We start from the raw sequence: 22,697 nt of genomic DNA on the forward strand, positions 1-22,697 counted from the left end.
AGCCAGCATGGGGGGCAGTGGGGCGAGCAGCGAGGTGCGCGGGTCGGCGTCCGACAGCTGCGGGTCGGACTCGTACAGCAGCGTAACGCCGGGAGAACCGGGCGCCTGCGGCGGCTCCGGGTCGGTGCCGGGAACCGGACACCTGGGCCCCGCGCTGCCAGTTGCTTCGCCCGGGCGATTCAACGTTCTGTGGCGCACCTTGACCGGGTCAGGGTGCGCCACAGCCCCTTCACATGCACTGGTCCCCAAGCGGTCCCCAAGAATGATCAAGGGGCCGCTTCAGATCTCCTCTGAAACGGCCCCTGACCTGCGACTTCGTAAAGTCGGGACGACAGGATTTGAACCTGCGACCCCTTGACCCCCAGTCAAGTGCGCTACCAAGCTGCGCCACGTCCCGGTGCGGTGCCACGCGGTGTCCCGCGTGATCACGCAAGTCAACCCTACCGCACACATGTCGGTGCTGTTGCCGGACGCCCGGCGTCGCCCTGCGCGTGGTCAGCCCATGTCCAGCGGGTGGACCGGGGCCAGGGCCGCGGCGATGCGGTCGGTGATCGTCTGGGCCGTGTTGCCCTGGGGTGCCTTGGGCCCCACGGTCGTGGACACGGCGATGGCGAGCTTCTCGGCGGGCTGGTACGCCTGCACCGCCGCGAAGCCGGCGAAGGAGGGGTTCGTCAGGACCCACCCGTTCTTCACGATCACGCCCATCCCGAAGTGGAAGGCCTGGGTCTGCTTGAGGCAGACGGCGGCGGGGCAGGTCGCGGTCCGGGTGCCGAGGCCGGGGGTGCCGGGATCGAGCTGGACTCGGTAGGAGCGGTGAGAGAGCAGCTCGCCCGATCCGATGCCCTGGGCGGAGCGGGCCAGGTCGCAGATGTCGGTGGTGAGGACGGCGCCCGGTGCCGTCGTCCAGGACGGGTTCCAGAAGGTGGACTCCTCGTATCTGCCGCGTTCGCCGTCGTAGGCGTGCAGCACCGGAGCCGGGATCTGAGGGGTGAAACCGTTGGCGGTCCCGCTCAGCCGCAGCGGAGCCAGGACGCGTTCGCGCAGCAGCCTGTCCAGCGGGGTGCCGGTGATCTTCTCCAGCGCCTGGCCGAGGAGGACGAAGTTGGCGTGCGAGTAGCTCCAGTTGCTGCCCGGCTCGTACCACAGGGGATGGCTGAGCGGGAATCCGATCAGCTCGCGCGGGGTCCACTGACGGAAGGGGTCGGCGTAGAAGCGCTGCACGAACTTGGGGTCGGTGACGTAGTCGTGCAGGCCGGAGGTGGAGTCACCGAGCATCCGCAGCGTGATCTCGTCGCCGTGCGGCAGGTCGGGCAGCCAGCGGGAGACGGGATCGTCGAGACTCACCCGGTTCTCCTCGACGAGCTGCAGGAGCACGGTCCCCAGGTGAGCGATGGCCATCGAACCGGCCCGGAAGTGCATGGCGGGCGTGGCCGGGACACCGGTCATCGACTCACCGGCCGCGTCGGTGACCAGTTCGCGTCCGTTCACCGTGACCCGCACCAGTACGGCCTTGAGGTCGAGCTCCCGCCGGGCCTGCCGCGTGATCTCCTGCACCGTTCGTGCGCGGTCGTCCCGCTGCCCGCCGGCGACGCAGCCCGGGGCGGGGCGCCCGGCGGCGGGGATCGCCGTCGTCTGGAGGGTCACCGCGAGGAGGGCGGCGGCACACAGCGACACCGCACGGAAACCGGCCATAAGGGCCATAAGCACCATACTGGCACCGGGCGGCGGTCGGCGCGGTGCGGGCCCGCACGAGTGGCCGCCGGCTACTTGATGACCGCGTTGGCCACCACCACGATCACCCCGATCAGCGCGTCCCCCATGCCGGTGGCCACCGCGAAAGTCCATCTGCGGCCCGCGGACCTCGCGGAGAACAGGCCCAGGGTGAACAACAGGACGATGTTGAAGGAGAACGCCGAGTACTCGACGCTCCGGGTCGGCCACCAGCCCCAGCCGGCCCCCGCGAGGATCAGGACGCTGGGCAGCATGGCCACGACCAGCGGCCACTCGTCGGCGAGCGCACGCAGGGCCTGCCCCCGTCGACGGGGACCGCGGTCGGCGATGTAGTGGGCGTAGCCGTGCGCCAGGGCGGAGGCCAGCGCGGTCACCAGCAGCCAGGCGGCGTCGTAGCGCCGGTCGGCCCGGGAGTAGCGCCCGTACTCGGTGAGCGCCGCCAGCACGGCGCTGGCGACCACGGCACCGTAGACACCGCCGAAGAGCAGCATGGACCGGCGGTCGTGCGCGGGCCGCCGGGGCACGGCCCGGGAGGGGTCCGCCATGGGCTCCTCTCCTCCAGGGTCTTCTCGGGGCTGTGAAGCCGGCGCTCTCCACGATCACCTGGCCGAAGGCGCCCCGCCACTTCACGGCGGCCGGTCAGTCGTGACGGCCGGCGGTGCCGTCGTCCCCCGGATCTTCAGCGTGGGCACGGCCAGATGGACGCTGCCCTCGCCGCGTCGGCCGTCGAGACGCTCCAGGAGGCAGCGGGCGGCGCGGCGGCCGACCTCGTGCGGCGCGGTGTCGACGGTGGTCAGCCAGACGTGGCGGAGCCGGGCGGTGCCGGTGTTGTCGTAGCCGGTCACCGACACGTCCCGGGGCACGCTCAGCCCCAGTTCCCCGGCGGCCGAGAGCGCGCCGAGGGAGGCGGTGTCGTTCACGGCGAGCAGTGCGGTGGGCCGGTCCGGGCGGCTGAGGAGCCGTACGGTGGCGCGGTAGCCGCCCTCCTCGGTCATGTCGCCGGGTTCCACCACCGCCTGCCCGGCCAGTCCGTGCGCCCGCATCGCCGCCTCGAAGCCGCGGCGCCGCAGCTCGCCCACGGCTCCGTACCCGCAGAGATGCGCGATGCGGCGGTGGCCCAGCCCGATGAGGTGCTCGGTGACCAGCCGGGCGCCGTGCTCGTCGTCCCCGGCCACGATGTCGACGCCGGGCAGTACCGGCTCACGGGCGCCGGCCACCACGAGCGGCAGGCGCTCGGCGACCGCGCCGAGGACCCCGGGGTCGGGCAGGGTGCCGACCACCACCAGGCCGTCGACGCCCAGGTCCAGGAAGGGGCCGGTCAGGTCGTGGCCCGTGCGGCGGTTGAGGCGGGCGTCGGCGAGCAGCATGTGCAGGCCGGCCGCGTGCAGTGGGGAGTTGAGGCCGTCGAGGAGGTCGACGAACCAGGGGTTGCGCAGGTCGTTGAGGAGGACCCCCACAGTCCGGGTGCGCTGCTCGCTGAGGCTGCGGGCGGCGGCGTTCGGCCGGTAGCCGAGCTCCCGCACGGCCCGCAGCACCGCCTCCCGCTTCTCGGGGCGCACCTGGCCGGAGCCGCGCAGCACCAGCGAGACCAGCGACTTGGACACCCCGGCTCGTTCGGCCACGTCGCGGATGGTCGGCGCTCTCATGACATGGACCGTTCCATGCGCCGTCGCGGGCTGTCAAAGGGTTGACACTGGTGCTCACCACGCTCAGGGTGGTGCCGGACAGGGTATGGACCGGTCCAAAGAGGTGCTGTCATGGTGGACTCGCTCGGTGTCGCCGTCATCGGATTCGGCTGGATGGGCCGGGTGCACACCCAGGCGTACGCCCGGGTCCGGCACCACTATCCGCGGCTGCCGCTGCGGCCGGAACTGGTGACCGTCGCCGAGGAGGTGCCGGGCCGGGCCGAGGAGGCCGCCGAGCAGTTCGGTTTCGCCTCGGCCACCCGCGACTGGCGGGAGGTGGCCGCCGACCCGCGGGTGCGGGCGGTCAGCATCACCGCTCCCAACTTCCTGCACCGGGAGATCGGCGTGGCGATGGCCGAGGCCGGCAAGCACATCTGGATCGAGAAGCCGGTGGGCCTGACGGCCGGGGACGCCCGGGCGGTGGCCGACGCGGTGGCGAAGGCGGCCGTGCGCGGGGCGGTCGGCTTCAACTACCGCAACGCGCCCGCCGTCGAGGCCGCCCGCGACCTGATCGCCTCCGGCGGGATCGGCACCGTCACCCATGTCCGCGTCCGTCTGTTCAGTGACTACGCCGCCCACCCGGAGTCCGCGCTGACCTGGCGGTACGAGCGGGAGCGGGGCGGCAGCGGGGTGCTGGGTGATCTGGCCTCGCACGGCGTGGACCTGGCCCGGTACCTGATCGGTGACATCGCGTCCCTGACCGCCGACACCGCGGTCTTCGTACCGGAGCGGGCCCGCCCCGCCGGCGCCACGGCGGGCCACTCCCGGGCCACGGGCGGCGAGCTCGGCCCGGTCGAGAACGAGGACTACGTCAGCTGTCTGCTGCGCTTCGTCTCCGGCGCCCGCGGTGTCCTGGAGGCCTGCCGGGTCTCGGTGGGCGAGCAGAACAACTACGGCTTCGAGGTGCACGGCACCTCGGGAGCGGTGTTCTGGGACTTCCGCCGGATGAACGAACTCGGGGTCAGCCGCGGCGACAGGTACCAGGACCAGCCCGTCAGCACCGTCCACGTCGGCCCGGGCGACGGCGAGTTCGCGGCGTTCCAGCCGGGCGCGGCCAATGCGATGGGCTACGACGATCTGAAGGTGATCGAGGCCGCCCGGTTCCTGCGCTCGATCGCGGAGGGCGAGCCGTACGGCGCGACGCTTGACGACGCCGTGCGCGGCGCGGAGGCACTGGACGCGATGGTGCGGTCGGCTCAGAACGGCTCCTGGGTGGACGTCCGGATGCCCTGAGCGTCCGGGCCCGCGGACAGCCGTGCGACGCCGGCGACGAGGGCGTCGATCACCGGCTGCGGAGGCCGGTCGGGCACTCCGCGCCGTTTCACCGGGTCGGCGGTCCGCGCCGACAACGGGAGTTCCACCTGCACTCCCCCTCGGCGGGTCCGGTTGACGGGATTCCTCGGGTGCAGCCCGCGCAGGGCGGGCGGGATCGCCGCGACGTCCGTGACGGCCTTGAAATCGGGAGCACAGGAGTCGAACTCCTGGGCGAGGACGAGCGCCGCCTCCCGGTTGCCGCCGCCGAGGTAGACGGTGCGGGCGGCGTCGGGCCGCATGTGGCCGTGCAGGGAGACGGTGAGGGAGACGGCGGACAGGAACTCGCCGAGGAGCGCGCAGTGGTCCACCGCCATCCGGGGGGACGGGATGTGCACGGGCCGCCGTGTCCCCGGCTGGGTGAAGACCAGGCTGGTGGCGCCGCAGCGGCCGGCCACGATGCCCGCCAGTTCGGCCGTGCCTCCCTCGTTCGCCCCGTGCAGGGCCAGCAGCCCGACGTCCCCGCCCTGTACGAGGGTGGCGACCAGGGGCACGCCTTCGATCCGCAGGTGTTCGGTCCGCTCGGTGCGGGTCACTCCGCCCCCTTTCGGTTCGCCGTGTGCACGGGCATGTTGTACGGGGTGACGACCTGGATCGCCGAGGGCAGGGTCGGGCCGGCGGGCGGCAGGGCGCCGTGGGCGCGCATCACCAGGTGGCAGGCCTCCCGCAGGTCCTGGCGAAGGTCGTGGTGGAGGACGGCGGACAGGCGGTGCTCGCGCAGCAGGCGGGTGTTGTCCTGGTCGAGGTCGTGCGCGACGAACACGGCGCACTCGCGGCCGAGGTCCTCGAAGGCCCGCAGGGTGGCGATGTTGCCGCCGCCGATCGAGTACACCGCGCGGATCTCCGGGTCCCGTTCGAGCGCGGCCCGCACCAGGTCGTACTGGGTGGCGTCGAGCCCCTGCCCCTCGGCGATCTCCACCAGCGTGCGCTCCGGGTGGCGGGCCCGCATGACGCTGCGGAAGCCCATCTCCCGTTCCTCCTCGTTGCGGAAGAACCCGCTGCTGAGGCTGGTGAGGACGTTCCCGGGCCGGTCGCCGAGCCACTGGCCGGTCAGGTAGGCGGCGGTGGCCCCGGCCGCCCGGTTGTCGATGCCGACGTAGCCGAGCCGGCCGCTGGCGGGCAGGTCGGTGACCAGGGTGACGACCGGGATCCCGGCCGCTGCCAGCCGGCCGACGGCGGCGGTGACCTCGGGGACGTCCGGCGCCTTGAGGATCACGCCCTGGGAGCCGCGCCGGGCGATCCGGTCCAGGGTGCCGACCAGCTCCCGCGCCGGGCCGGTCTCCCGGAAGTGGAAGCGGGAGCGGAGCACGGCCGGGTGCAGCGCGGGCAGTTCGGCCTCCAAGGCGGCGCGCACGGCCGTGCTGAACCGTTCGGGCGCCTGCATCACGATGTCGACCATGAAGGTCCGGCCGACCAGCCGGACCTGGGTGCGCTGCCGGTCCAGGTCCGCGATGGCCCGGCGGACCTCCTGCGCGGTGCTCTCCCTCACCCCTCCCCTGCCGTTCAGCACACGGTCCACCGTGGCCTCGCTGAGACCGGCCTGACGTGCGATCTCGCGAATCGGGAAGGGGTGGCCCATGACGGGGACTCCTCGGCTCCTTGAGGGGTTTTTGATGGTCGCGTGCTGGTTGTTGGAAGGGTTTGTACTGACAAGAATGACAGGGCCGCGTCGCTTCCCGTGACCGAAGGAAGGACACCGATGTCCCCGACCTCCGCGCCAGGCGGTGTCTGGCTGTCCGCGCAGACCTGCGCTCTAGACGGTGACCGCGACCGAGGGCGAGGACGCGACCCAGCGGGCCTTCCACGGCGCGGGGGACGACTGGCGGGAACAGGCCGCCGCCCGGCTGCCGATGGGCAGGCTCGGCGAGCCGGACGAGATCGCCGACTTCGTGGTCCTGCTGCTGTCGGAGCGGTCCGGCGTGGTCACCGGCTCGGTGATCGACTGGGACCAGAACGTGCTCGGCGGGCTGGACTGAACCAGACGGACCGGGCCCGCCGGAACCGGAGCCCCGGCGACGGACGGCAACACCACTCACAGGAAGCAGCGGAGCACATGCGTATCGGAATCCTCGGCCTCGGCCGCATCGGCGCCTTCCACGCCGAGACCCTCTCCGGGCTCGACGCCGTCGAGTCCCTCGTGGTGGCCGACCCGTTCGCGGACGCGGCCAAGGCCGCCGCCGAGCGGTTCGGTGCCGAGGTCGCCGACTCCCCCGAGGCGGTCCTGGCGGCCGGAGTCGACGGGCTGGTGGTGGCGGCGGCCACCGACGTCCACCCCGCCCTGATCCTGGCCGGCGTCGAGGCCGGCGTCCCCGTCTTCTGCGAGAAGCCCGTCGCCCGCACCATGCCCGAGGGCGTCGAGGTGCTGCGGGCCCTCGAAGGCAGCGACGTTCCGGTCCAGATCGGCTACAACCGCCGCTTCGACGCCGGGTTCGTGGCCGCGCGGGCCGCCGTCCAGCGGGGTGAGCTGGGCAAGCTGCACACCGTGCGGTCGACGACACTGGACCCGGCCCCGCCGCCCGCCGCGTACGTCGCCGCCTCCGGGGGCATCTTCCGCGACTGTTCCGTGCACGACTTCGACATCATCCGCTGGGTGACCGGCCGCGAGGTGACCGAGGTGTACGCGGTCGGCGGCAACCGGGGCGCCGACTACATCCGGGAGGCGGGCGACGCCGACACCACCGGTGCGGTCCTCACCCTGGACGACGGCACGATCGCGGTGGTCTCCAACAGCCGCCACAACGCCCGCGGTTACGACGTCCGCATGGAACTGCACGGCTTCACCGACTCCATCGCCGTGGGTCTGGACGACAAGCTGCCGCTGCGTTCCGTCGAGCCCGGCGTGACCTTCCCCTCGGGCCCTCCGCACGACTTCTTCATGGACCGCTTCACCGACGCCTACCGCGCCGAACTCACCGCGTTCACCGAGGTCGTCGCCGGCACCCGCCCCTCCCCGTGCACGATCGCGGACGCGCTGGAGGCCGGCTGGATCGCGGAGGCCTGCACGCTGTCGCTGCACGAGCACCGGCCGGTGACGATCGCGGAGGTACGAGGAGCCTGAACGGCGCTCACAGGCAGTAGCGCACCATCCACTCGTCCGGATCGTAGGCGTCCCGCGCCGGGTCCGGCAGGGTGGCCGGTCGCTCCTCCACCGTGTCCTCGGCCCGCACCCGCTCCGGCAGCGCCCCGAACCTGGCCCGGCGGACGGCTGCCTCGGCCGTCTCCTGGGCCTCTCCACCCGTCGACTCGTGGTCCATTGCGTCTCCTCCCCGTCCCGGGGTCCGCACGCCCCGCTCACTGCCTTGAACGTTCTCAGCGCGCCGCCGGTTCCGCGGGCAGGTCGAAGACGTGGTCCGGAGAGACGATCTTGGTGATCGCCTCTCCGAAGAGGGTGCTGGGTTCCGTCCCCCTGTGGTCGATGTCGGTGTTGAGCAGGACGACGAGGGTCGCCTCGGCCGACGGGAGGTAGACGGTGAGGGACTCGTAACCGGGCAGCGATCCGTTGTGTCCGATCCAGCCCTGGACGTCGAAGATGCCGAGACCGTATCCGGCGCCCGGGAAGGACGACGGGGGTGTGGTCAGCCGCTGCTTCTGGGTGGCGGGGCTGATCAGGGTGCGCCCGTCCGGGAGCCGGCCCGTGGCGACCGTGCGTGCCCAGACCCGCAGGTCGTCCAGGTCGGAGATCATCGCGCCGGCCGCCCAGCCCCAGGAGGGGTTCCAGTCGGCCGCGTCCTCGACCTCGCCGGTCGCGGTCTGGTCGGTGTAGCCCTGCGCGTGCGGGGTGGGGAACTCGTCGCCGGTGGGGAAGAGGGTGTGGCCGAGGCCGGCCGGAGCGAGGACACCCTGCTGGATGCAGTCGGCCAACGACCGGCCGCTCAGCCGCTCGACGACCAGGCCGAGCAGGATCAGGTTGGTGTTGCTGTAGTCGAACTTCTCCCCCGGCGGGAACAGCACGGGGTGTCTGAAGGCGTACGCGAGCAGGTGCCGCGGGGTGAACGGCCGCTGCGGATCGGAGGTGACCGCCTTGAAGAAGTCGTCGTCCTCGGAGTAGTTGAACAGGCCGCTGCGCATGCCGGCCAGCTCACGCAGGGTGATCCGGTCGCCGTTCGGCACGCCGTCGACGTACTTGTCGATCGTGTCGTCGAGCCCCACCTTGCCCTGGTCGACCAGCTCCAGCAGCGCCGTGACGGTGAACGTCTTGGTCTCGCTGCCGATCCGCATGTACAGGTCCGGGGACATCGGCCGGCCCGTGGCCTTGTCGGCGACGCCGAAGGACCTCACGTACTGTCCCTTGCCGGGTGTCCACAGCCCGACGGTGACCCCCGGCACGTGCGCCACGCGCATCACGTCCCGCACGGCCGCGTCGAGCTGCCGCCGCACCGCCGGCGTGAGCTCGCGGACGTCGCTCCCGGAGGGCGAGGGCGTGGGGGTGGCGGAGACGGCCGGGAGCGGCGGCGCGCCGGCCACCCAGCCCGCGGCCGGCGTCACCAGCATCCCCGCCGCGGCCGCGGCGACGACCCCCCTGCGCAGTCGGGCTGACGTGTGCGACATGGGCGTGCTCCCGACGTCGGCTGCCCCCGGAGTCGGCTGTACCAGAATAGGAGGGCCCGCGCGCCGCCGCCTGTCGGCGGTGCCGCGCGGGCCCTCCCGCTTCTGTCCTCAGGCCCCGCAGGAGCGCAGGAACTGCCGGGTGCGCACCGCGATGGGCAGCGGCTTGTCCGGCTCACACGGGTACATGTCCTGCTCGACGATGGCGAACAGTTCCACGCCGAGCCGCTGAGCCGCGGCCAGCACGGGCTCCAAGTCGGGCACCCCGGAGGGCGGTTCGCACATCACACCGCGCTGTACCGCCGGTCCGAACGGCACCCCGTCCTTGACGACGTCGGCCAGGATCTCCGGGTCGACCTGCTTGAGGTGAAGGTAGCCGATGCGCTCGCCGTAGGTCTCGATCAGCTTGACGCTGTCACCGCCGCAGTAGGCGTAGTGACCGGTGTCCAGGCAGAGGTTGACCAGTTCGGTGTCGGTGGAGTCGAGGAAGCGCTCGACGTGGTCCTCGGTGTCGACATGGGTGTCGGCGTGCGGGTGGACGACGAGGTCGAGGCCGTAGACCTCCTTGACCTCGTGACCGAGCCGCTCCATGCCCTTGGTGAGGTGGGCCCACTGCTCGGTCGTCAGCTCCGGGGGTTCGAGGATCTCGGCCGTCTTGTCGTCGCGCCAGAACGACGGGATGACGACGAGGTGCTTCGCCCCCATGTCCCGGGTGAGCGCGGCGACCTGGCTGACGTGCTCCCAGGTCGACTCCCAGACGGACGGGCCGCGGTGCATGCCGGTGAAGACCGTGCCCGCGGACACCTTCAGGTTCCGCTGCTGCAACTCGTCGGTGAGGCGGGCCGGGTCGGTCGGCAGGTAGCCGTACGGGCCCAGCTCTATCCAGGAGTAGCCGGCCTCGGCGACCTCGTCGAGGAAGCGCTGCCAGGGCACCTGCCGCGGGTCGTCGGGGAACCAGACGCCCCAGGAGTCGGGGGCGGAGCCCACCCGGATGCGGTCGAGGACGTCGGCCATGGTCACGGGGTCCCTTCGGGAGAGGTCGCCACGGGCGCGGTGAGGTCCTTCGCCTCGGGGAGTTCCTCCACGTCGACGCCGCGGACCTGGGCCAGTTCGTGCTTGAGCGCGGCGAGTTCGGCGCCGCCGGCCATGTGGTTGGTCAGCTCCTCGAGGCTGACCTCGCTGCGGTCGGCGGACAGTTCCACGGTGCCGAGGCGCAGCACGCTGAAGTGGTCGCCGACCATGTAGGCGTGGTGGGGGTTGTGCGTGATGAAGATGACGCCGAGGCCGCGGTCGCGGGCGGCGGCGATGTACTTCAGCACGACGCCGGACTGCTTGACGCCGAGCGCGGCGGTCGGCTCGTCCAGGATCAGGACGCGGGCGCCGAAGTAGACGGCGCGGGCGATCGCCACGCACTGGCGCTGGCCGCCGGAGAGGGTGCCGATGGGCTGTTCCAGGTCGTCCAGGACGATGCCCATGTTGCGCAGTTCCTCGTCCGCGGTCTTCTTCATCCGCTCGATGTCGAGACGGCGGATCGGCCAGGGCCCCTTGGTCATCTCCGAGCCGAGGAAGAAGTTGCGCCACACCGGCATCAGCGGGACGGTGGCGAGGTCCTGGTAGACGGCGGCGATGCCCTTGTCGAGGGCCTCGCGGGGGGTGCCGAAGCGCACCGGGGTGCCGTCGACGAGGAAGTCGCCCTCGGTGTGCTGGTGCAGCCCCGAGATGATCTTGATGAGGGTGGACTTGCCGGCGCCGTTGTCGCCGAGCACGCAGCTCACCCGGCCGGGGTGGACCTTGAGGTCGACACCGTGCAGGGCGCGGATGTTGCCGTAGGACTTGCCCGCGCCGCGCAGTTCGACGATCGCCCCGTCGTCGCGGGGCACGGTGTCCTGGAGGATGGCGCCGTGGGTTCCGGTTCCGTTGTTCGTCATCGGGTCACCTCCGGGTCGCCGTGCGGCTGACCCACAGATTGATCAGGACGGCGCCGAGCAGCATCACGCCGAGGAAGGCCTTGAACCAGTCGGGGTTCCAGCCCGCGTAGACGATGCCCTGGTTCACCATGCCGAACATGAACGCGCCGAAGACCGGGCCGATCGCGGAGCCGTAGCCGCCGGTGAGCAGACAGCCGCCGATCACCGCCGCGGCGATGTAGATCAGCTCCTGGCCGACGCCCTCACCGGACTGCACGGTGTTGAAGGAGAACAGCTGGTGCATGCCGACGAACCAGGCACCGAAGCCGACGGTCATGAACAGGGTGATCTTGGTGAAGTTCACCGGGACACCGACCGCGCGCGCGGACTCCTTGTTGCCGCCGACGGCGAAGATCCAGTTGCCGTACTTGGTGCGCAGCAGCACCCAGGTGGCGATGGCCGCGAAGACCAGCCACCACACGACGGTGATCTTCACCTGGACCCCGCCGACGTCGAAGGAGGAGGCGAAGATCTTCTTCGCCTGGTCGAAGCCGTCCATGTCGCTGATGTCGTCGGTGGCGACGTTGTCGGTGACCAGTTTGGTGACGGCCAGGTTCACGCCCTGCAGGATCAGGAAGGTGCCGAGGGTGACCAGGAAGCTGGGCAGTCCGGTGCGGACCACCATCCAGCCGTTGAGGGCCCCGATGCCGAGCGAGACGACCAGGGCGACGATCACGCCCATCCACACGTTCAGGGTGAGCTGGTAGCTGAGCATGCTCGCGGTCAGCGCCGAGCTGATCACCGCGACGCCGGACGAGAGGTCGAACTCGCCGCCGATCATCAGCAGGGCCACCGGCAGCGCCATGATGCCGATCGTCGACGACTGGTAGAGGACCGTGGCCATCGAACTGCCCTGGCGGACCGTGGGCGCCGCGATCAGGAAGAAGACCAGGACCGCCATCGCGCCGAGGAACACGCCCACTTCGGGGCGGGCCAGCAGCCGGATCACCAGGGGTCGGGCGGCGGTGCGCCCGTCGGTCTTCCGGGGGCCGGGCCCCGGCGATGTGCCCACCGCCGGTTCGGCTTGCTGGGTCATGCTCATCACCGGGTGCCCTTCGCGGCGAACCGGGCGATGGTGTCGACGTTCGACTTGTCGACGAAGGCCGGCCCGGTCAGCACCGGCTGCTCGCCGCCGCCGCTGTAGTTGCCGTTGTTCTTGTAGAGCCACAGGGAGTCGATCGCGAGGTAGCCCTGCAGGTAGGGCTGCTGGTCCACGGCGAACTGGATGGTGCCCTTCTTGATGGCGTTGGTCAGGTCCTTGTTCAGGTCGAACGTGGCGACCTTGGCCTTGCTGCCCGTCTCACCCACCGACTGCACGGCGGTCAGCGCGTAGGGGGCGCCGAGGGCGACGACGTAGTCGATGGCGGCGTCCTGCTTGAGCTTGGCGGTGATCGTGGACTGCACGGAGGGCATGTCGGTGCCGTTCACGTACAGCGTCTCGGTAGTGCCGGAGAACGTCTTCTTCACGCCGTCGCAGCGCTGGGTGAGGCCGATGTTGCCCTGCTCCTGGATCACACAGACGGCCTTCTTGGCGCCCTCCTGGTTCAGCCGCTTGCCGAGCGCCTCACCGGCCACGGTTTCGTCCTGTCCGAAGAACTCCAGCAGGCCCAGCTTCTTCCAGTCGCTGACGCCCGAGTTGAGGCCGACCACGGGTATCTTGGCGGCCGTCGCCTTGCTGACGACGTCCTTCATGGCGTCGGGCTTGGCGAGGGTGATGGCGATGCCGTCGACCTTCTGGTCCACGGCGTTCTGCACCAGGCCGGCCTGCTGGCCCGCGTTCGGGTCGTGGGAGTAGATGAGCTTGATGTTGTCCTTGGCGGCTGCTGCCTCGGCGCCCTTGCGGACGATGTCCCAGAAGGTGTCGCCGGGCGCCTGGTGGGTCACGAGCGCGACCGTCATCCGCGCAGTGGTGGCCCTGCCCGCGGAGGCGTTCGCCCCTCCTTCTTCGGCCTTCTTCCCTCCCGAACTGCTGGAACAGCCGGCGAGGGTCAGTGCTGCCGCGGCGGCCACGGCCACGACGGGGGCCAGTCTGCGGGAGCGGGAGAGAGAAGAGCGGTCCATTTTTCCTGCACCTCACTGTGCTACGGGGGAAAGGACGCTGGTGCGCTGGGACGCGATCCAAGTCCCTGGGAGGCCCGCTGTCAATACTTTGTTAAGACATCATTTCAGGAGCTAGTCAGAATGTAAGTACAAATCATTGACAGGACTGTCGTCGGCCCCTACACCTGAGAGGACCGTACGCGAGGACCGCGAGGACCACGAACGGCAGGTCGCCGCTCGCCGCCGGCATCTGTGAACTCCGCTCACCCCAAGGAGGCGTCCCGATGGCCAGGACCGGTGACCGCGCCCACTCCCTGAACGTCTCCACGCTCGACTCCCTCGACTTCACCCTGGACCGGAGCAGTCCGGTGCCGCTGTACCACCAGCTCGCACAGCAGCTGGAAGCGGCGATCGGGCGCGGGGCACTCGCTCCGGGCAATCTGCTGGGCAACGAGATCGATCTGTCCGTACGACTGGGCCTGTCCCGGCCGACCGTGCGGCAGGCGATCCAGTCCCTGGTGGACAAGGGGCTGCTGGTGCGTCGCCGGGGTGTCGGCACCCAGGTGGTGCACAGCCAGGTCAGACGGCCTCTGGAGCTCAGCAGTCTCTACGACGACCTGGAGTCGGCCGGGCAGCGCCCGACGACGCGGGTGCTGCGCAACGAGCGCGTCCCGGCGTCCGCCGACGTGGCCGCCGCGCTCGGTGTCGCACAGGGCGAGGAGGTCACGGTCCTGGAGCGGCTGCGCTGCACGCACGGCCGGCCGGTGGCCCTCCTCTGCAACTACCTGCCCGCCGCCCTGTTCGAACTCGACGATTCCCGGCTGGAGTCGTCCGGTCTGTACCGGATGATGCGCTCCGCCGGGATCACCCTGCACAGCGCGCGGCAGACCGTCGGCGCCCGCGGCGCCACCGCCGAGGAGGCGGCCTGCCTGGAGGAGAAGGAGGGCGCGGCCCTGCTCACCATGCGGCGCACGGCGTACGACGACGCGGGCCGGCCGGTCGAGTACGGGACCCACATCTACCGGGCGTCGCGGTACACCTTCGACTTCCAGCTGCTGGTCAGACCGTGACTGTCGCTTTGTGAACGATCCGGTTGGCGGCCGTGTCGATTACGTTTCGGGCAAGAGACGCACGAGACGGACGGTAGCTATTGACGCATGAGCGGATATGCGGCTGTTATTACGCCCACGATGTTCGGTCCAGTTGGTTTCTGATCGGTTTCGAGCACCTTTCGGAGACCTGCTCCCCCTTGCCGAACCCTGCCTTACAGGAGCCGCCATGCGCCTCTCGCCCTCCGGTCTCGCCGTGCCGGGTCCCAGCCGCCGTTCCCTGCTCCGCGGAGCGGGCGGAGCCGCCCTCCTCGCCGGTGCCGGGATACCCCTGCTGTCCGCCTGCGGCAGCAGCGGCAGCTCGTCCGACCCCAAGACCGTCAGTCTGGGCTCCAACTCCTCGGACGCGGTGCCCAAGAAGGCGTTCGCCGAGATCTACGCCGCCTTCACGAAGAAGTCGGGCATCAAGGTCGACGTGAACACGAAGGACCACAACACCTTCCAGGAGCAGATCAACTCCTACCTGCAGGGCACGCCGGACGACGTGTTCACCTGGTTCGCCGGATACCGTATGCAGTTCTTCGCGGCCAAGAAGCTCGCCTCGCCGATCGACGACGTGTGGGCGAAGATCGGGGACAACTTCCCCGACGCCATGAAGCAGCTCAGCAAGGGCGAGGACGGCAAGTACTACTTCGTGCCGCTGTACACGTACCCGTGGGCGCTCTTCTACCGCAAGAGCGTGTTCAAGCAGCACGGCTACGAAGTCCCCACCACCTGGGACAAGCTGGTCGCCCTCTGCAAGCAGATGAAGAAGGACGGCCTGGTCCCGCTCGCCTTCGGCGACAAGGACGCCTGGCCGGCGATGGGCACCTTCGACCAGATCAACTTCCGCCTCAACGGCTACGACTTCCACAAGTCCCTGATGGCGGGCAAGGAGTCGTGGACCGACTCCAAGGTCAAGGCCGTCTTCGACCACTGGGCCGAGCTCCTCCCCTACCACCAGGACGGCTTCATGGGCCGCACCTGGCAGGACGCCGCCCAGACCCTGGTGTCGAAGAAGGCGGGCATGTACCTCCTCGGCTCCTTCGTGGGCCAGCAGTTCACCAACAAGGCCGACCTCAAGGACCTCGACTTCTTCGCCTTCCCGGAGATCAACCCGGCGTACGGCCAGGAAACCGTCGAGGCGCCCACCGACGGCTTCATGGTCAGCAAGTCCCCGAAGAACCACGCCGGCGTCGTGAAGCTGATGGAGTTCCTGGGCACCCCGGAGGCCGAGCAGATCTACCTCAAGGCCGACAACAGCGTGGTGGCCGCCTCCAGCAAGGCCGACACCTCCTCGTACACCGAGCTGCAGAAGAAGGCGTACAAGATGATCAGTGAGGCCAAGAGCCTCACCCAGTTCATGGACCGCGACTCCCGGCCGGACTTCACCTCCACGGTCATGCAGCCCGGGCTGCAGAAGTTCCTCCAGAACCCCAAGGGCGTCGACAGCCTGCTGTCCTCCATCGACCGCCAGAAGAAGCAGATCTTCGCCTCCGCATGACGACCGACATCACTTCGAAGAGCCCGGAGGCGGCGCCCGTGCCGCCTCCGGGCCCCGCGCCTGAGAAGAAGCGGGTCCCGCGAGGCCACAAGCGCCTGCTGACCCGCCGTGACCGCGTCACGCTCGGCTTCATGGCCGGCGTGCCCACGGTCCTGCACGTGGCCCTCGTCTGGTTCACGGCCCTCGCCTCCATCGCGCTGGCCTTCACCAGCTGGGACGGCATCGGCTTCGACTCCATCAAGTGGGTGGGGCTGGACAACTTCAAGCAGTTGTTCACCGACAACCCGCAGTTCTGGCCCGCCGTCGAGCACAACATCATCTGGTTCGTCGTGCTCATCCTGATCCCGACGCCGATGGGTCTGTTCCTCGCCGTCCAGCTGGACAAGAAGATCCGGTTCACCCGCGTCTACCAGACCGCGTTCTTCCTGCCGGTCGTGGTGTCCCTGGCGGTCACCGGATTCGTGTGGCAGCTCGTCTACAACCCCGACACGGGCCTGATCAACAGCCTGATCGGGGCCAACAAGCCGGGCCACTACATCGACTGGATCGGCGACCCGCACCTCAACCTGTGGGCCGTGCTGGTCGCCGCGTCCTGGCGGCACACCGGCTACATGATGATCCTTTACCTGGCCGGTCTGAAGGGCGTCGACCCGTCGCTGCGCGAGGCCTCCTCGCTCGACGGCGCCAACGAGTGGCAGACGTTCAAGAACGTCATCTTCCCGACCCTGCGGCCGACCAACACGGTCGTCCTGGTCGTCACCATCATCGAGGCGCTGCGCGCCTTCGACCTGGTGTTCGTCTTCAACAAGGGCGCCCAGGGCACCGAGCTGCTGTCGATCCTGATCACCAACAACATCATCGGCGAGTCCAGCCGGATCGGATACGGCTCCGCGATCGCCGTCGTCCTGCTGGTCATCTCCCTCGCGGTCATCATCCCGTACCTGATCGCGACCTTCCGGAAGGAGCGGCAAGCGTGAGCACCACCACCGCCGCGCTCGGCCGGCAGCGCACCCCGGTCCGTCCGGCCCGGGTCCTGCTGCACGTGTTCCTCGTCGTCACATCGCTGGCCTGGCTCGCCCCGCTGCTGTGGGCGATCCTCGCGGCCCTGCGCCCGTACTCGGAGACCAGCAACAGGGGTTACGTCTCCTGGCCGCACACGCTGAACTTCGACAACTTCAAGAACGCGTTCCAGCAGTCGGACATGATGCACTACTTCGGCAACACGCTGATCATCGCGGTCCCGGCCGTGCTGCTCACGCTGCTGCTGTCGTCGATGGTCGCGTTCTACGTCAGCCGGTTCGACTTCCGGCTCAACGTGTTCCTGCTGCTGGTGTTCACGGCCGGCAACCTGCTGCCGCAGCAGGTCATCATCACCCCGCTGTACCGGATGTACCTGCTCATCGACCTGCCCGGCATCACGATGAGCGGCAAGCTGTACGACTCCGCGCTCGGCCTCGTGCTGATCCACGTGGCGTTCCAGTCCGGCTTCTGCGCGTTCGTGCTCAGCAACTACATGCGCATGCTGCCGCACGAGCTGACCGAGGCCGCCCTCGTCGACGGCGCGTCGGTGTGGCGGATGTACTGGCAGATCGTGCTGCCCCTGTGCAAGCCGGCCATGGCGGCCCTGGCGACGTTGCTGTCCATCTGGATCTACAACGACTTCTTCTGGGCCATCGTGCTGATCTCCACCGGTGAGAACATGCCGATCACCTCGGCGCTGAACAACCTCTCCGGCCAGTACTTCACCGACCCCAACCTGGTCGCCGCAGGCGCCCTGCTCACCGCGATCCCGACGCTGATCGTGTACTTCGTGCTGCAGCGGCAGTTCGTGAGCGGTCTGACGCTGGGCGCGAACAAGGGCTGAACCGCCCCCACCTGCCGAAAGAGATCCCGTGCATCACTCCTTCACCCCGGTCGCCTCGGTCCTCGTGGACCCGCGCCGAGCGCGCGTCCACGAGGAGGGCTGGCAGTCCTGGAGCCCCAGCGGCACCTACGCCCTCGACCAGGCGCCGTACCGCCCGACCGACGACAACTGGGCGACCGTCTGCTACCGCCCGGGCGTGACCGTCCCCGCCGGTGCCTTCCAGGGCGAGGGCCTGCTCGCCCTGGACCCCGGCGACGGCTCCCCGGTACGGCTGTGGGCGGCGGCCGACCCGGCCCACGAGGTGCCGTCCGTCCGCCTCACCGTCACCGGCGACCACGCCGAGGTCACGGCCGACGGCCCGGTGAAGGAGTGGACCGGCACGGACATCCCGTCGCTGCTGGGCGAGTGGGCCGCCGGCCTCGGGCTGCCCGCCCCGCGCCCGGCGCCGACGGTGTGGTGCTCCTGGTACGAGTACTTCACGGAGGTCACCGAGGACGACATCCACGAGAACCTGCGCGCGATGGACACCCTCGACCTGCCGATCGACGTCGTGCAGATCGACGACGGCTACCAGCGCGCGCTGGGGGACTGGCTCACCCTCTCCGGACGGTTCCGCTCCCGCGAGGCCATCGCGGACGCGATCCGGGCCCGGGGCCGCCGGGCGGGCATCTGGACCGCGCCGTTCCTGGTGGACCCGGCGAGCGACCTGGCCGCGGAGCACCCCGACTGGCTGGTCCGCGACGCCGAGGGCGGACCGGCGCACGCCGGCCGCAACTGGGGCCACGACCTGTGCGTACTGGACACCACCCACCCGGAGGCGGCCGCCTACCTGGCCGGCGTCTTCCGGACCCTGCGCGCCGAGGGTTACGACTACTTCAAGGTGGACTTCCTCTACGCGGGCGCGCTGGAGGGCGTACGGCACGGGGACCACGAGAACATGGACGCCCTGTCCGCCTACCGGGCGGGCATCGGCGTCATCCGGGAGGCCATCGGCCCCGACGCCTACCTGCTGGGCTGCGGCGCGCCGATCCTGCCCTCCCTAGGCCTGTTCGACGCCATGCGGGTCAGCCCCGACACGGCCCCGCACCGCCGCCCCGAGGCCGGTGACTACAGCCAGCCCGGACAGGACCCGGCCGAGTTCACCGGCGCCGCCCGCCAGTGGCAGCACGGCCGGCTCTGGGTCAACGACCCGGACTGCCTGATGGCCCGCCCGGCCGTGGAGACCCGAGAGCGCTGGGCCGCGCACGTGGCGGCCACCGGCGGTCTGATGGCCTCCAGCGACCGTCTGCTCTCCCTCGACCAGTGGGGCGTGGAGACCACGCGCCGCATCCTTTCCGGAGCCACCCGATGAAGCGCACCCTGTCCGTCCCCGGCATCGCCTACGGCGGCGACTACAACCCCGAGCAGTGGCCCGAGGAGGTGTGGGCCGAGGACGTGGCGCTGATGCGCGAGGCCGGGGTGAACATGGTCAGCGTCGGCATCTTCTCCTGGGCGCTGCTGGAGCCCGCCGAGGGCCTGTTCGACTTCTCGCGCATGGACAAGATCCTCGGCCTGCTGCACGAGAACGGCATCGCCGCCGACCTCGCCACGCCGACCGCGGCGCCGCCCGCCTGGTTCTTCCGCGCCCACCCGGAGGCCCTGCCCGTCGACCGGGACGGCCGCACGCTGTCGTACGGCAGCCGCCAGACGTTCTGCCCGTCCAGCCCGGCCTACCGCAGGGCGGCCCTGCGCATCACGGACCAGCTGGCGCAGCGGTACGCCGACCACCCGGCGGTGGCGATGTGGCACGTGCACAACGAGTACGGCTGCCACAACGCGGCCTGCTACTGCGACACCAGCGCGGAGGCCTTCCGCGGCTGGCTGCGGGCCCGGTACGGAAATCTGGACGCCCTCAACGACGCCTGGGGCACCACCTTCTGGAGCCAGTGGTACTACCACTGGGACGAGATCCTCCCGCCCCGCGCCACCGGCGCCGTGCCCAACCCCACGCACCAGCTGGACTGGCGCCGCTTCTGCTCCGACGAACTGCTGTCCCTGTACCGGGCCGAACGGGACGTGCTGAGCGTGGCGGCCCCGGACACCCCCGCCACCACCAACTTCATGGTGAACTTCAGCTTCGAGGCGCTGGACTACTGGCGTTGGGCCCCGGAGCTGGACGTCGTCTCCAACGACCACTATCTGCAGTCCACGGACCCCGAGTCGCACATCGACATCGCGCTGTGCGGCGATCTGATGCGCTCCCTCGCGGGCGGGCCGTGGTTCCTGATGGAGCACTCCACGGGCGCCGTGAACTGGCAGCCGGTCAACCGCGCCAAGGGCCCGGGCGAGCTCCGTCGCAACGCCCTCGCGCATGTGGCGCACGGCGCGGACGGCATCGCCTACTTCCAGTGGCGGGCGGCCAAGGCGGGCGCCGAGCAGTGGCACTCGGCGATGCTGCCGCACGCCGGCACCGACAGCCAGATCTGGCGGGACGTGGTGCGGCTCGGCGCCGACCTGAAGGCGCTGGCCGAGGTGCGTGGCAGCACGGGCACGGCCGAGGTCGCGATCGTCTGGGACTGGGACGCCCGCTGGGCCCTGGAGCTGCCCTCCCAGCCGAGCGGCGAGCTGCGTTACCTGGACCTGGTGCGCACCTGGTACGAGCCGCTGTGGCGGGCCGGGGTCGCCGTGGACTTCGTCCGCCCGGACGGGGACCTGTCCGCGTACCGTCTGGTGCTGGCGCCCGGCCTGTACCTGGTGGACGACGCGGGGGCCGCGAACCTCACCTCGTACGCGGAGCGCGGCGGCACCCTCGCCGTGGGCTTCCACAGCGGCATGGTGGACGAGAAGTGCCATGTGAGGCTGGGCGGTTACCCCGGCGCGTTCCGGGAGGCGCTGGGCGTGCGCAGCGACGAGCCGTTCCCGCTGCTGCCCGGCGAGAAGGTGGGCCTGAGCGGGGAGGTGCCCCAGGAGGCCACCGGCACCCTGTGGTCGGAGCGGCTGCGCCTGGCGGGTGCCGAGGCGGTCGCCTCGTACACGGACGGCCCCCTGGCGGGCGTACCGGCCGTGACCCGGCACGCGCACGGGGCGGGCACCGCCTGGTACGTGGCGACGCTTCTGGACCCCGACACCCTCGCCGGGCTGCTCGGCCGGATGCGCGCCGAGGCGGAAGTGGAACCGGTGCGCTCCGTGCCGGCGGGCGTGGAGGTGGTCCGGCGGCGCGGAACCGACGCGGACTACGTGTTCCTGATCGACCACGCCGGACAGGGCGCCGAGATCCCGGTCCCGGCGGGCGCCACCGAACTCCTCACCGGCAAGGAGACGACGGGCTCGGTCACACTGGCCCCGGGTGAGATCGCGGTCGTACGGGAGCCCCGCGGGGACGTCTCAGCCCAACGATCGGATGATCGGAAAGACACCCCCTAGGAGTCCGCAGGCCCCTACGGCCTGCTCACCTCGGGTCTGTCGAAGAGGGCCCAGGTGAACAGGGTGACCGGGCGCCGGCGGCGTTCGCCGTCCACCGTGATGTCGACGGCCTCGTCATAGAAGGCCAGGAGCCCCCTGACCGCGGCCACCGCGGGCAGGGGGTCCGGGTAGCTCCAGACGATGTTGCCCGGCACGTCCGCGTCGCCCCGCCAGGACCAGTACTCGGCGACGCCCTTGTACGGGCATCTGCTGCTGTGGTCGGTGGGTTCCAGCAGGTCGAGGCGGACGTCGTCGCGGGGGATGTAGAACCGCGTGGGCAGTCCCGTCTCGAACAGCAGCACCGGGCGCCGGGTCTGCGCCGCCACCGTGCCGTCGATCTCGACCACGACATGGCGGCTGCTGGGCAGGGCGTCGACGCGTTTGTGCGGGTCACGGGGGTGCACGAAGATCTCTTCGTCCTCCTCGTACCAGTGGTCGAGGCCCGGGCCGCTGCGCTGGAACCAGGCGAAGGCGATGTGCCCGGCGAGTTCCCGGCCCGGGTACGTCCAGGCCGCGTTCCGCAGCGGCTCGCCACCGACGTCGAGGTCGTAGAACACCCGCGACCCGGCGTGCGCGCCGGTCGGGGGGTGCGCCGCCGGGCGGAGGAGGTCCTGGCGGACCTCCCCGCGCGGGAAGGCGTACTGGGGTACGGGCAGTCCGGGCTCCCACACGAGCACGGGGTGCCGGCTGTCCACGACGGTGACCTCGCCCTTCACCCCGCGCACCCAGCGCTCGCTGGGCTCCCACCGGAAGCCCTCCGGGGTGGTGCGGACTGAATGGGCGGTGGGAAGTGTGGTCATGACCCGCTCCTTGACTCATGAAGGAGCGTACGTCGGTGGCGGTCGGGCGGCGCGCTCAGTGGGCGGCGTCCAGGCGGGCCCGCTGCTCCGGGTCGAGTTCCAGTTCCACCGCGGCGAGGTTCTCCTCCAAGGTCGTCCGGTACGTCGGTGCGGGCCTGAGGTAGCTGTGCTCGTACTGGAGCACCTCGTAGCCGGGCCGGTCTGCCGCGGCGGCGAGGGACCGGGCCCGCTCCACCCGCCAGACGGCGTGGTTGCTGACGCCCAGCAGCCCGACGGTGCCTTCCTCGACCAGTGCGGCGAAGCCCTCGACGGTCTCGTCCAGCGGGACGGCACGGTCCTCCATGTGGGCGTAGAGCAGATCGATCCGCTCCACTCCGAGGCGTTCCCGGCTGCGCTCGGCCGACTCCCGGACGACCTTCGCCGACAGGCCCTCGGCGTTGTCGACGTAGCTCGTCCCGGGCGCGAGCGGCCTCCCGCCCAGCTTGGTGGCGATCACGACCTCGTCACCGATCCCCCGGCTGATGAAGTTCCCGCCGGCCTCCACGTACCGGTCGAGGACGGCGAACGGTGTCCGCTCGTCCGTCCTCGATCCGAACAGCATGGCGCCGAGGGCGAGCACGCTCACCTCGCGGCGAGTCGCCGGGTCGGTCCCATGGTGCGGTACTGCACGCTGCTGCTCCCTCCGTCCGCGCACCCGGGATGCCGGGCACGCGGACAGGAG

20 protein-coding genes, 1 tRNA gene and 2 pseudogenes are annotated in these 22,697 nt (G+C 70.6%); 9 read left to right on the forward strand and 14 right to left on the reverse strand.

What is annotated here, in order from left to right:
* Positions 1 to 323: 323 nt before the first annotated feature.
* From ACFY0F_RS06665 to ACFY0F_RS06680, 4 genes are all read right to left on the reverse strand, one after another.
* Positions 324 to 397: transfer RNA gene (locus tag ACFY0F_RS06665), tRNA-Pro, on the reverse strand.
* A 98-nt stretch (positions 398 to 495) separates the two neighbouring features.
* Positions 496 to 1,692, reverse strand: a complete 1,197-nt coding sequence (locus ACFY0F_RS06670) for a serine hydrolase domain-containing protein (protein ID WP_388789936.1) — start codon at positions 1,690 to 1,692, stop codon at positions 496 to 498.
* 71 nt (positions 1,693 to 1,763) lie between these two features.
* The gene (locus ACFY0F_RS06675; RefSeq protein WP_388789939.1) at positions 1,764 to 2,276 is read right to left on the reverse strand and encodes a hypothetical protein; all 513 of its coding nucleotides are present in this window, start codon (positions 2,274 to 2,276) and stop codon (positions 1,764 to 1,766) included.
* Positions 2,277 to 2,357: 81 nt separating this feature from the next.
* A complete protein-coding gene (locus tag ACFY0F_RS06680) occupies positions 2,358 to 3,377 on the reverse strand; it encodes a LacI family DNA-binding transcriptional regulator (protein ID WP_388789941.1) in 1,020 nt (339 codons plus the stop codon).
* Between the two features lie 111 nt (positions 3,378 to 3,488).
* Between ACFY0F_RS06680 and ACFY0F_RS06685 the strand changes: the two genes are divergently transcribed.
* Positions 3,489 to 4,649 carry a Gfo/Idh/MocA family protein gene (locus ACFY0F_RS06685; RefSeq protein ID WP_388789944.1) on the forward strand — a complete coding sequence of 387 codons (1,161 nt, stop codon included), beginning with the start codon at positions 3,489 to 3,491 and terminating at the stop codon, positions 4,647 to 4,649.
* On the opposite strand, the gene ACFY0F_RS06690 is transcribed toward ACFY0F_RS06685, so the two are convergent.
* Complete coding sequence (locus tag ACFY0F_RS06690) at positions 4,613 to 5,263, reverse strand: poly-gamma-glutamate hydrolase family protein (protein WP_388789947.1); 651 nt, start codon at positions 5,261 to 5,263, stop codon at positions 4,613 to 4,615. The two genes, ACFY0F_RS06685 and ACFY0F_RS06690, sit on opposite strands and share 37 nt — an antisense overlap.
* Positions 5,260 to 6,306 (reverse strand): LacI family DNA-binding transcriptional regulator, encoded by a 1,047-nt coding sequence (locus ACFY0F_RS06695; protein ID WP_388789950.1) that lies wholly within the window; start codon positions 6,304 to 6,306, stop codon positions 5,260 to 5,262. The genes ACFY0F_RS06690 and ACFY0F_RS06695 overlap by 4 nt, the downstream gene beginning before the upstream one ends.
* A gap of 184 nt (positions 6,307 to 6,490) precedes the next feature.
* On the opposite strand from ACFY0F_RS06695, the pseudogene ACFY0F_RS06700 reads away from it, so the two are divergent.
* Positions 6,491 to 6,703, forward strand: a pseudogene (locus ACFY0F_RS06700) (SDR family oxidoreductase); the annotation flags it as partial.
* A 77-nt stretch (positions 6,704 to 6,780) separates the two neighbouring features.
* The gene (locus ACFY0F_RS06705) at positions 6,781 to 7,785 is read left to right on the forward strand and encodes a Gfo/Idh/MocA family oxidoreductase (RefSeq protein WP_388789952.1); all 1,005 of its coding nucleotides are present in this window, start codon (positions 6,781 to 6,783) and stop codon (positions 7,783 to 7,785) included.
* A 7-nt stretch (positions 7,786 to 7,792) separates the two neighbouring features.
* Here the strand turns inward: ACFY0F_RS06705 and ACFY0F_RS06710 are convergent, their stop codons facing one another.
* The 6 genes from ACFY0F_RS06710 to ACFY0F_RS06735 form a co-directional block, all read right to left on the reverse strand.
* Entirely contained in the window at positions 7,793 to 7,981 is a 189-nt protein-coding gene (locus tag ACFY0F_RS06710) for a hypothetical protein (protein WP_388789954.1), read from the reverse strand.
* Positions 7,982 to 8,036: 55 nt separating this feature from the next.
* Positions 8,037 to 9,275: a serine hydrolase domain-containing protein gene (locus ACFY0F_RS06715; RefSeq protein ID WP_388789957.1), complete on the reverse strand. Its 1,239-nt coding sequence runs from the start codon at positions 9,273 to 9,275 to the stop codon at positions 8,037 to 8,039.
* A gap of 108 nt (positions 9,276 to 9,383) precedes the next feature.
* The gene (locus ACFY0F_RS06720; RefSeq protein ID WP_388789960.1) at positions 9,384 to 10,286 is read right to left on the reverse strand and encodes a sugar phosphate isomerase/epimerase family protein; all 903 of its coding nucleotides are present in this window, start codon (positions 10,284 to 10,286) and stop codon (positions 9,384 to 9,386) included.
* 2 nt (positions 10,287 to 10,288) lie between these two features.
* Complete coding sequence (locus ACFY0F_RS06725; RefSeq protein WP_388789962.1) at positions 10,289 to 11,200, reverse strand: ATP-binding cassette domain-containing protein; 912 nt, start codon at positions 11,198 to 11,200, stop codon at positions 10,289 to 10,291.
* A gap of 4 nt (positions 11,201 to 11,204) precedes the next feature.
* Entirely contained in the window at positions 11,205 to 12,281 is a 1,077-nt protein-coding gene (locus tag ACFY0F_RS06730; protein ID WP_388789965.1) for an ABC transporter permease, read from the reverse strand.
* Entirely contained in the window at positions 12,281 to 13,300 is a 1,020-nt protein-coding gene (locus ACFY0F_RS06735) for a sugar ABC transporter substrate-binding protein (RefSeq protein WP_388789968.1), read from the reverse strand. Before ACFY0F_RS06735 ends, ACFY0F_RS06730 begins: the two co-directional genes overlap by 1 nt.
* A 263-nt stretch (positions 13,301 to 13,563) precedes the next feature.
* Here ACFY0F_RS06735 and ACFY0F_RS06740 point away from each other — a divergent pair, with 263 nt between their 5' ends.
* The 6 genes from ACFY0F_RS06740 to ACFY0F_RS06765 all read left to right on the forward strand — a co-directional run bounded on the left by ACFY0F_RS06740 (position 13,564) and on the right by ACFY0F_RS06765 (position 21,137).
* Positions 13,564 to 14,349, forward strand: a complete 786-nt coding sequence (locus tag ACFY0F_RS06740; RefSeq protein WP_388789970.1) for a GntR family transcriptional regulator — start codon at positions 13,564 to 13,566, stop codon at positions 14,347 to 14,349.
* A gap of 208 nt (positions 14,350 to 14,557) precedes the next feature.
* Entirely contained in the window at positions 14,558 to 15,871 is a 1,314-nt protein-coding gene (locus ACFY0F_RS06745) for an ABC transporter substrate-binding protein (RefSeq protein WP_388789973.1), read from the forward strand.
* A complete protein-coding gene (locus ACFY0F_RS06750) occupies positions 15,868 to 16,848 on the forward strand; it encodes a carbohydrate ABC transporter permease (protein WP_388789976.1) in 981 nt (326 codons plus the stop codon). Before ACFY0F_RS06745 ends, ACFY0F_RS06750 begins: the two co-directional genes overlap by 4 nt.
* A complete protein-coding gene (locus ACFY0F_RS06755) occupies positions 16,845 to 17,735 on the forward strand; it encodes a carbohydrate ABC transporter permease (RefSeq protein ID WP_388789978.1) in 891 nt (296 codons plus the stop codon). The genes ACFY0F_RS06750 and ACFY0F_RS06755 overlap by 4 nt, the downstream gene beginning before the upstream one ends.
* Positions 17,736 to 17,763: 28 nt before the next feature.
* Entirely contained in the window at positions 17,764 to 19,086 is a 1,323-nt protein-coding gene (locus ACFY0F_RS06760; RefSeq protein ID WP_388789980.1) for a glycoside hydrolase family 36 protein, read from the forward strand.
* A complete protein-coding gene (locus tag ACFY0F_RS06765) occupies positions 19,083 to 21,137 on the forward strand; it encodes a beta-galactosidase (RefSeq protein WP_388789983.1) in 2,055 nt (684 codons plus the stop codon). The genes ACFY0F_RS06760 and ACFY0F_RS06765 overlap by 4 nt, the downstream gene beginning before the upstream one ends.
* A 14-nt stretch (positions 21,138 to 21,151) precedes the next feature.
* On the opposite strand, the gene ACFY0F_RS06770 is transcribed toward ACFY0F_RS06765, so the two are convergent.
* Both ACFY0F_RS06770 and ACFY0F_RS06775 read right to left on the reverse strand, forming a co-directional pair.
* Positions 21,152 to 21,976: a DUF427 domain-containing protein gene (locus ACFY0F_RS06770; protein ID WP_388789986.1), complete on the reverse strand. Its 825-nt coding sequence runs from the start codon at positions 21,974 to 21,976 to the stop codon at positions 21,152 to 21,154.
* Positions 21,977 to 22,074: 98 nt separating this feature from the next.
* Positions 22,075 to 22,645 (reverse strand): annotated as a pseudogene (locus tag ACFY0F_RS06775) (aldo/keto reductase); the annotation flags it as partial.
* Positions 22,646 to 22,697: the final 52 nt, after the last annotated feature.

It is taken from the genome of Streptomyces sp. NPDC001544 (assembly GCF_042894285.1).
Taxonomy (GTDB): Bacteria; Actinomycetota; Actinomycetes; order Streptomycetales; family Streptomycetaceae; genus Streptomyces.

What these genes read in the sequence shown, in the direction of transcription:
- ACFY0F_RS06715 (WP_388789957.1), bottom strand. Translation starts at nt 9,275, where the DNA reads ATGTCGCACACGTCAGCCCGACTGCGCAGGGGGGTCGTCGCCGCGGCC.
- ACFY0F_RS06675 (WP_388789939.1), bottom strand. Translation starts at nt 2,276, where the DNA reads ATGGCGGACCCCTCCCGGGCCGTGCCCCGGCGGCCCGCGCACGACCGC.
- ACFY0F_RS06770 (WP_388789986.1), bottom strand. Translation starts at nt 21,976, where the DNA reads ATGACCACACTTCCCACCGCCCATTCAGTCCGCACCACCCCGGAGGGC.
- ACFY0F_RS06745 (WP_388789973.1), top strand. Translation starts at nt 14,558, where the DNA reads ATGCGCCTCTCGCCCTCCGGTCTCGCCGTGCCGGGTCCCAGCCGCCGT.
- ACFY0F_RS06695 (WP_388789950.1), bottom strand. Translation starts at nt 6,306, where the DNA reads ATGGGCCACCCCTTCCCGATTCGCGAGATCGCACGTCAGGCCGGTCTC.
- ACFY0F_RS06765 (WP_388789983.1), top strand. Translation starts at nt 19,083, where the DNA reads ATGAAGCGCACCCTGTCCGTCCCCGGCATCGCCTACGGCGGCGACTAC.
- ACFY0F_RS06710 (WP_388789954.1), bottom strand. Translation starts at nt 7,981, where the DNA reads ATGGACCACGAGTCGACGGGTGGAGAGGCCCAGGAGACGGCCGAGGCA.
- ACFY0F_RS06670 (WP_388789936.1), bottom strand. Translation starts at nt 1,692, where the DNA reads ATGGCCGGTTTCCGTGCGGTGTCGCTGTGTGCCGCCGCCCTCCTCGCG.
- ACFY0F_RS06720 (WP_388789960.1), bottom strand. Translation starts at nt 10,286, where the DNA reads ATGGCCGACGTCCTCGACCGCATCCGGGTGGGCTCCGCCCCCGACTCC.
- ACFY0F_RS06750 (WP_388789976.1), top strand. Translation starts at nt 15,868, where the DNA reads ATGACGACCGACATCACTTCGAAGAGCCCGGAGGCGGCGCCCGTGCCG.
- ACFY0F_RS06735 (WP_388789968.1), bottom strand. Translation starts at nt 13,300, where the DNA reads ATGGACCGCTCTTCTCTCTCCCGCTCCCGCAGACTGGCCCCCGTCGTG.
- ACFY0F_RS06730 (WP_388789965.1), bottom strand. Translation starts at nt 12,281, where the DNA reads ATGAGCATGACCCAGCAAGCCGAACCGGCGGTGGGCACATCGCCGGGG.
- ACFY0F_RS06740 (WP_388789970.1), top strand. Translation starts at nt 13,564, where the DNA reads ATGGCCAGGACCGGTGACCGCGCCCACTCCCTGAACGTCTCCACGCTC.
- ACFY0F_RS06685 (WP_388789944.1), top strand. Translation starts at nt 3,489, where the DNA reads ATGGTGGACTCGCTCGGTGTCGCCGTCATCGGATTCGGCTGGATGGGC.
- ACFY0F_RS06705 (WP_388789952.1), top strand. Translation starts at nt 6,781, where the DNA reads ATGCGTATCGGAATCCTCGGCCTCGGCCGCATCGGCGCCTTCCACGCC.
- ACFY0F_RS06680 (WP_388789941.1), bottom strand. Translation starts at nt 3,377, where the DNA reads ATGAGAGCGCCGACCATCCGCGACGTGGCCGAACGAGCCGGGGTGTCC.
- ACFY0F_RS06725 (WP_388789962.1), bottom strand. Translation starts at nt 11,200, where the DNA reads ATGACGAACAACGGAACCGGAACCCACGGCGCCATCCTCCAGGACACC.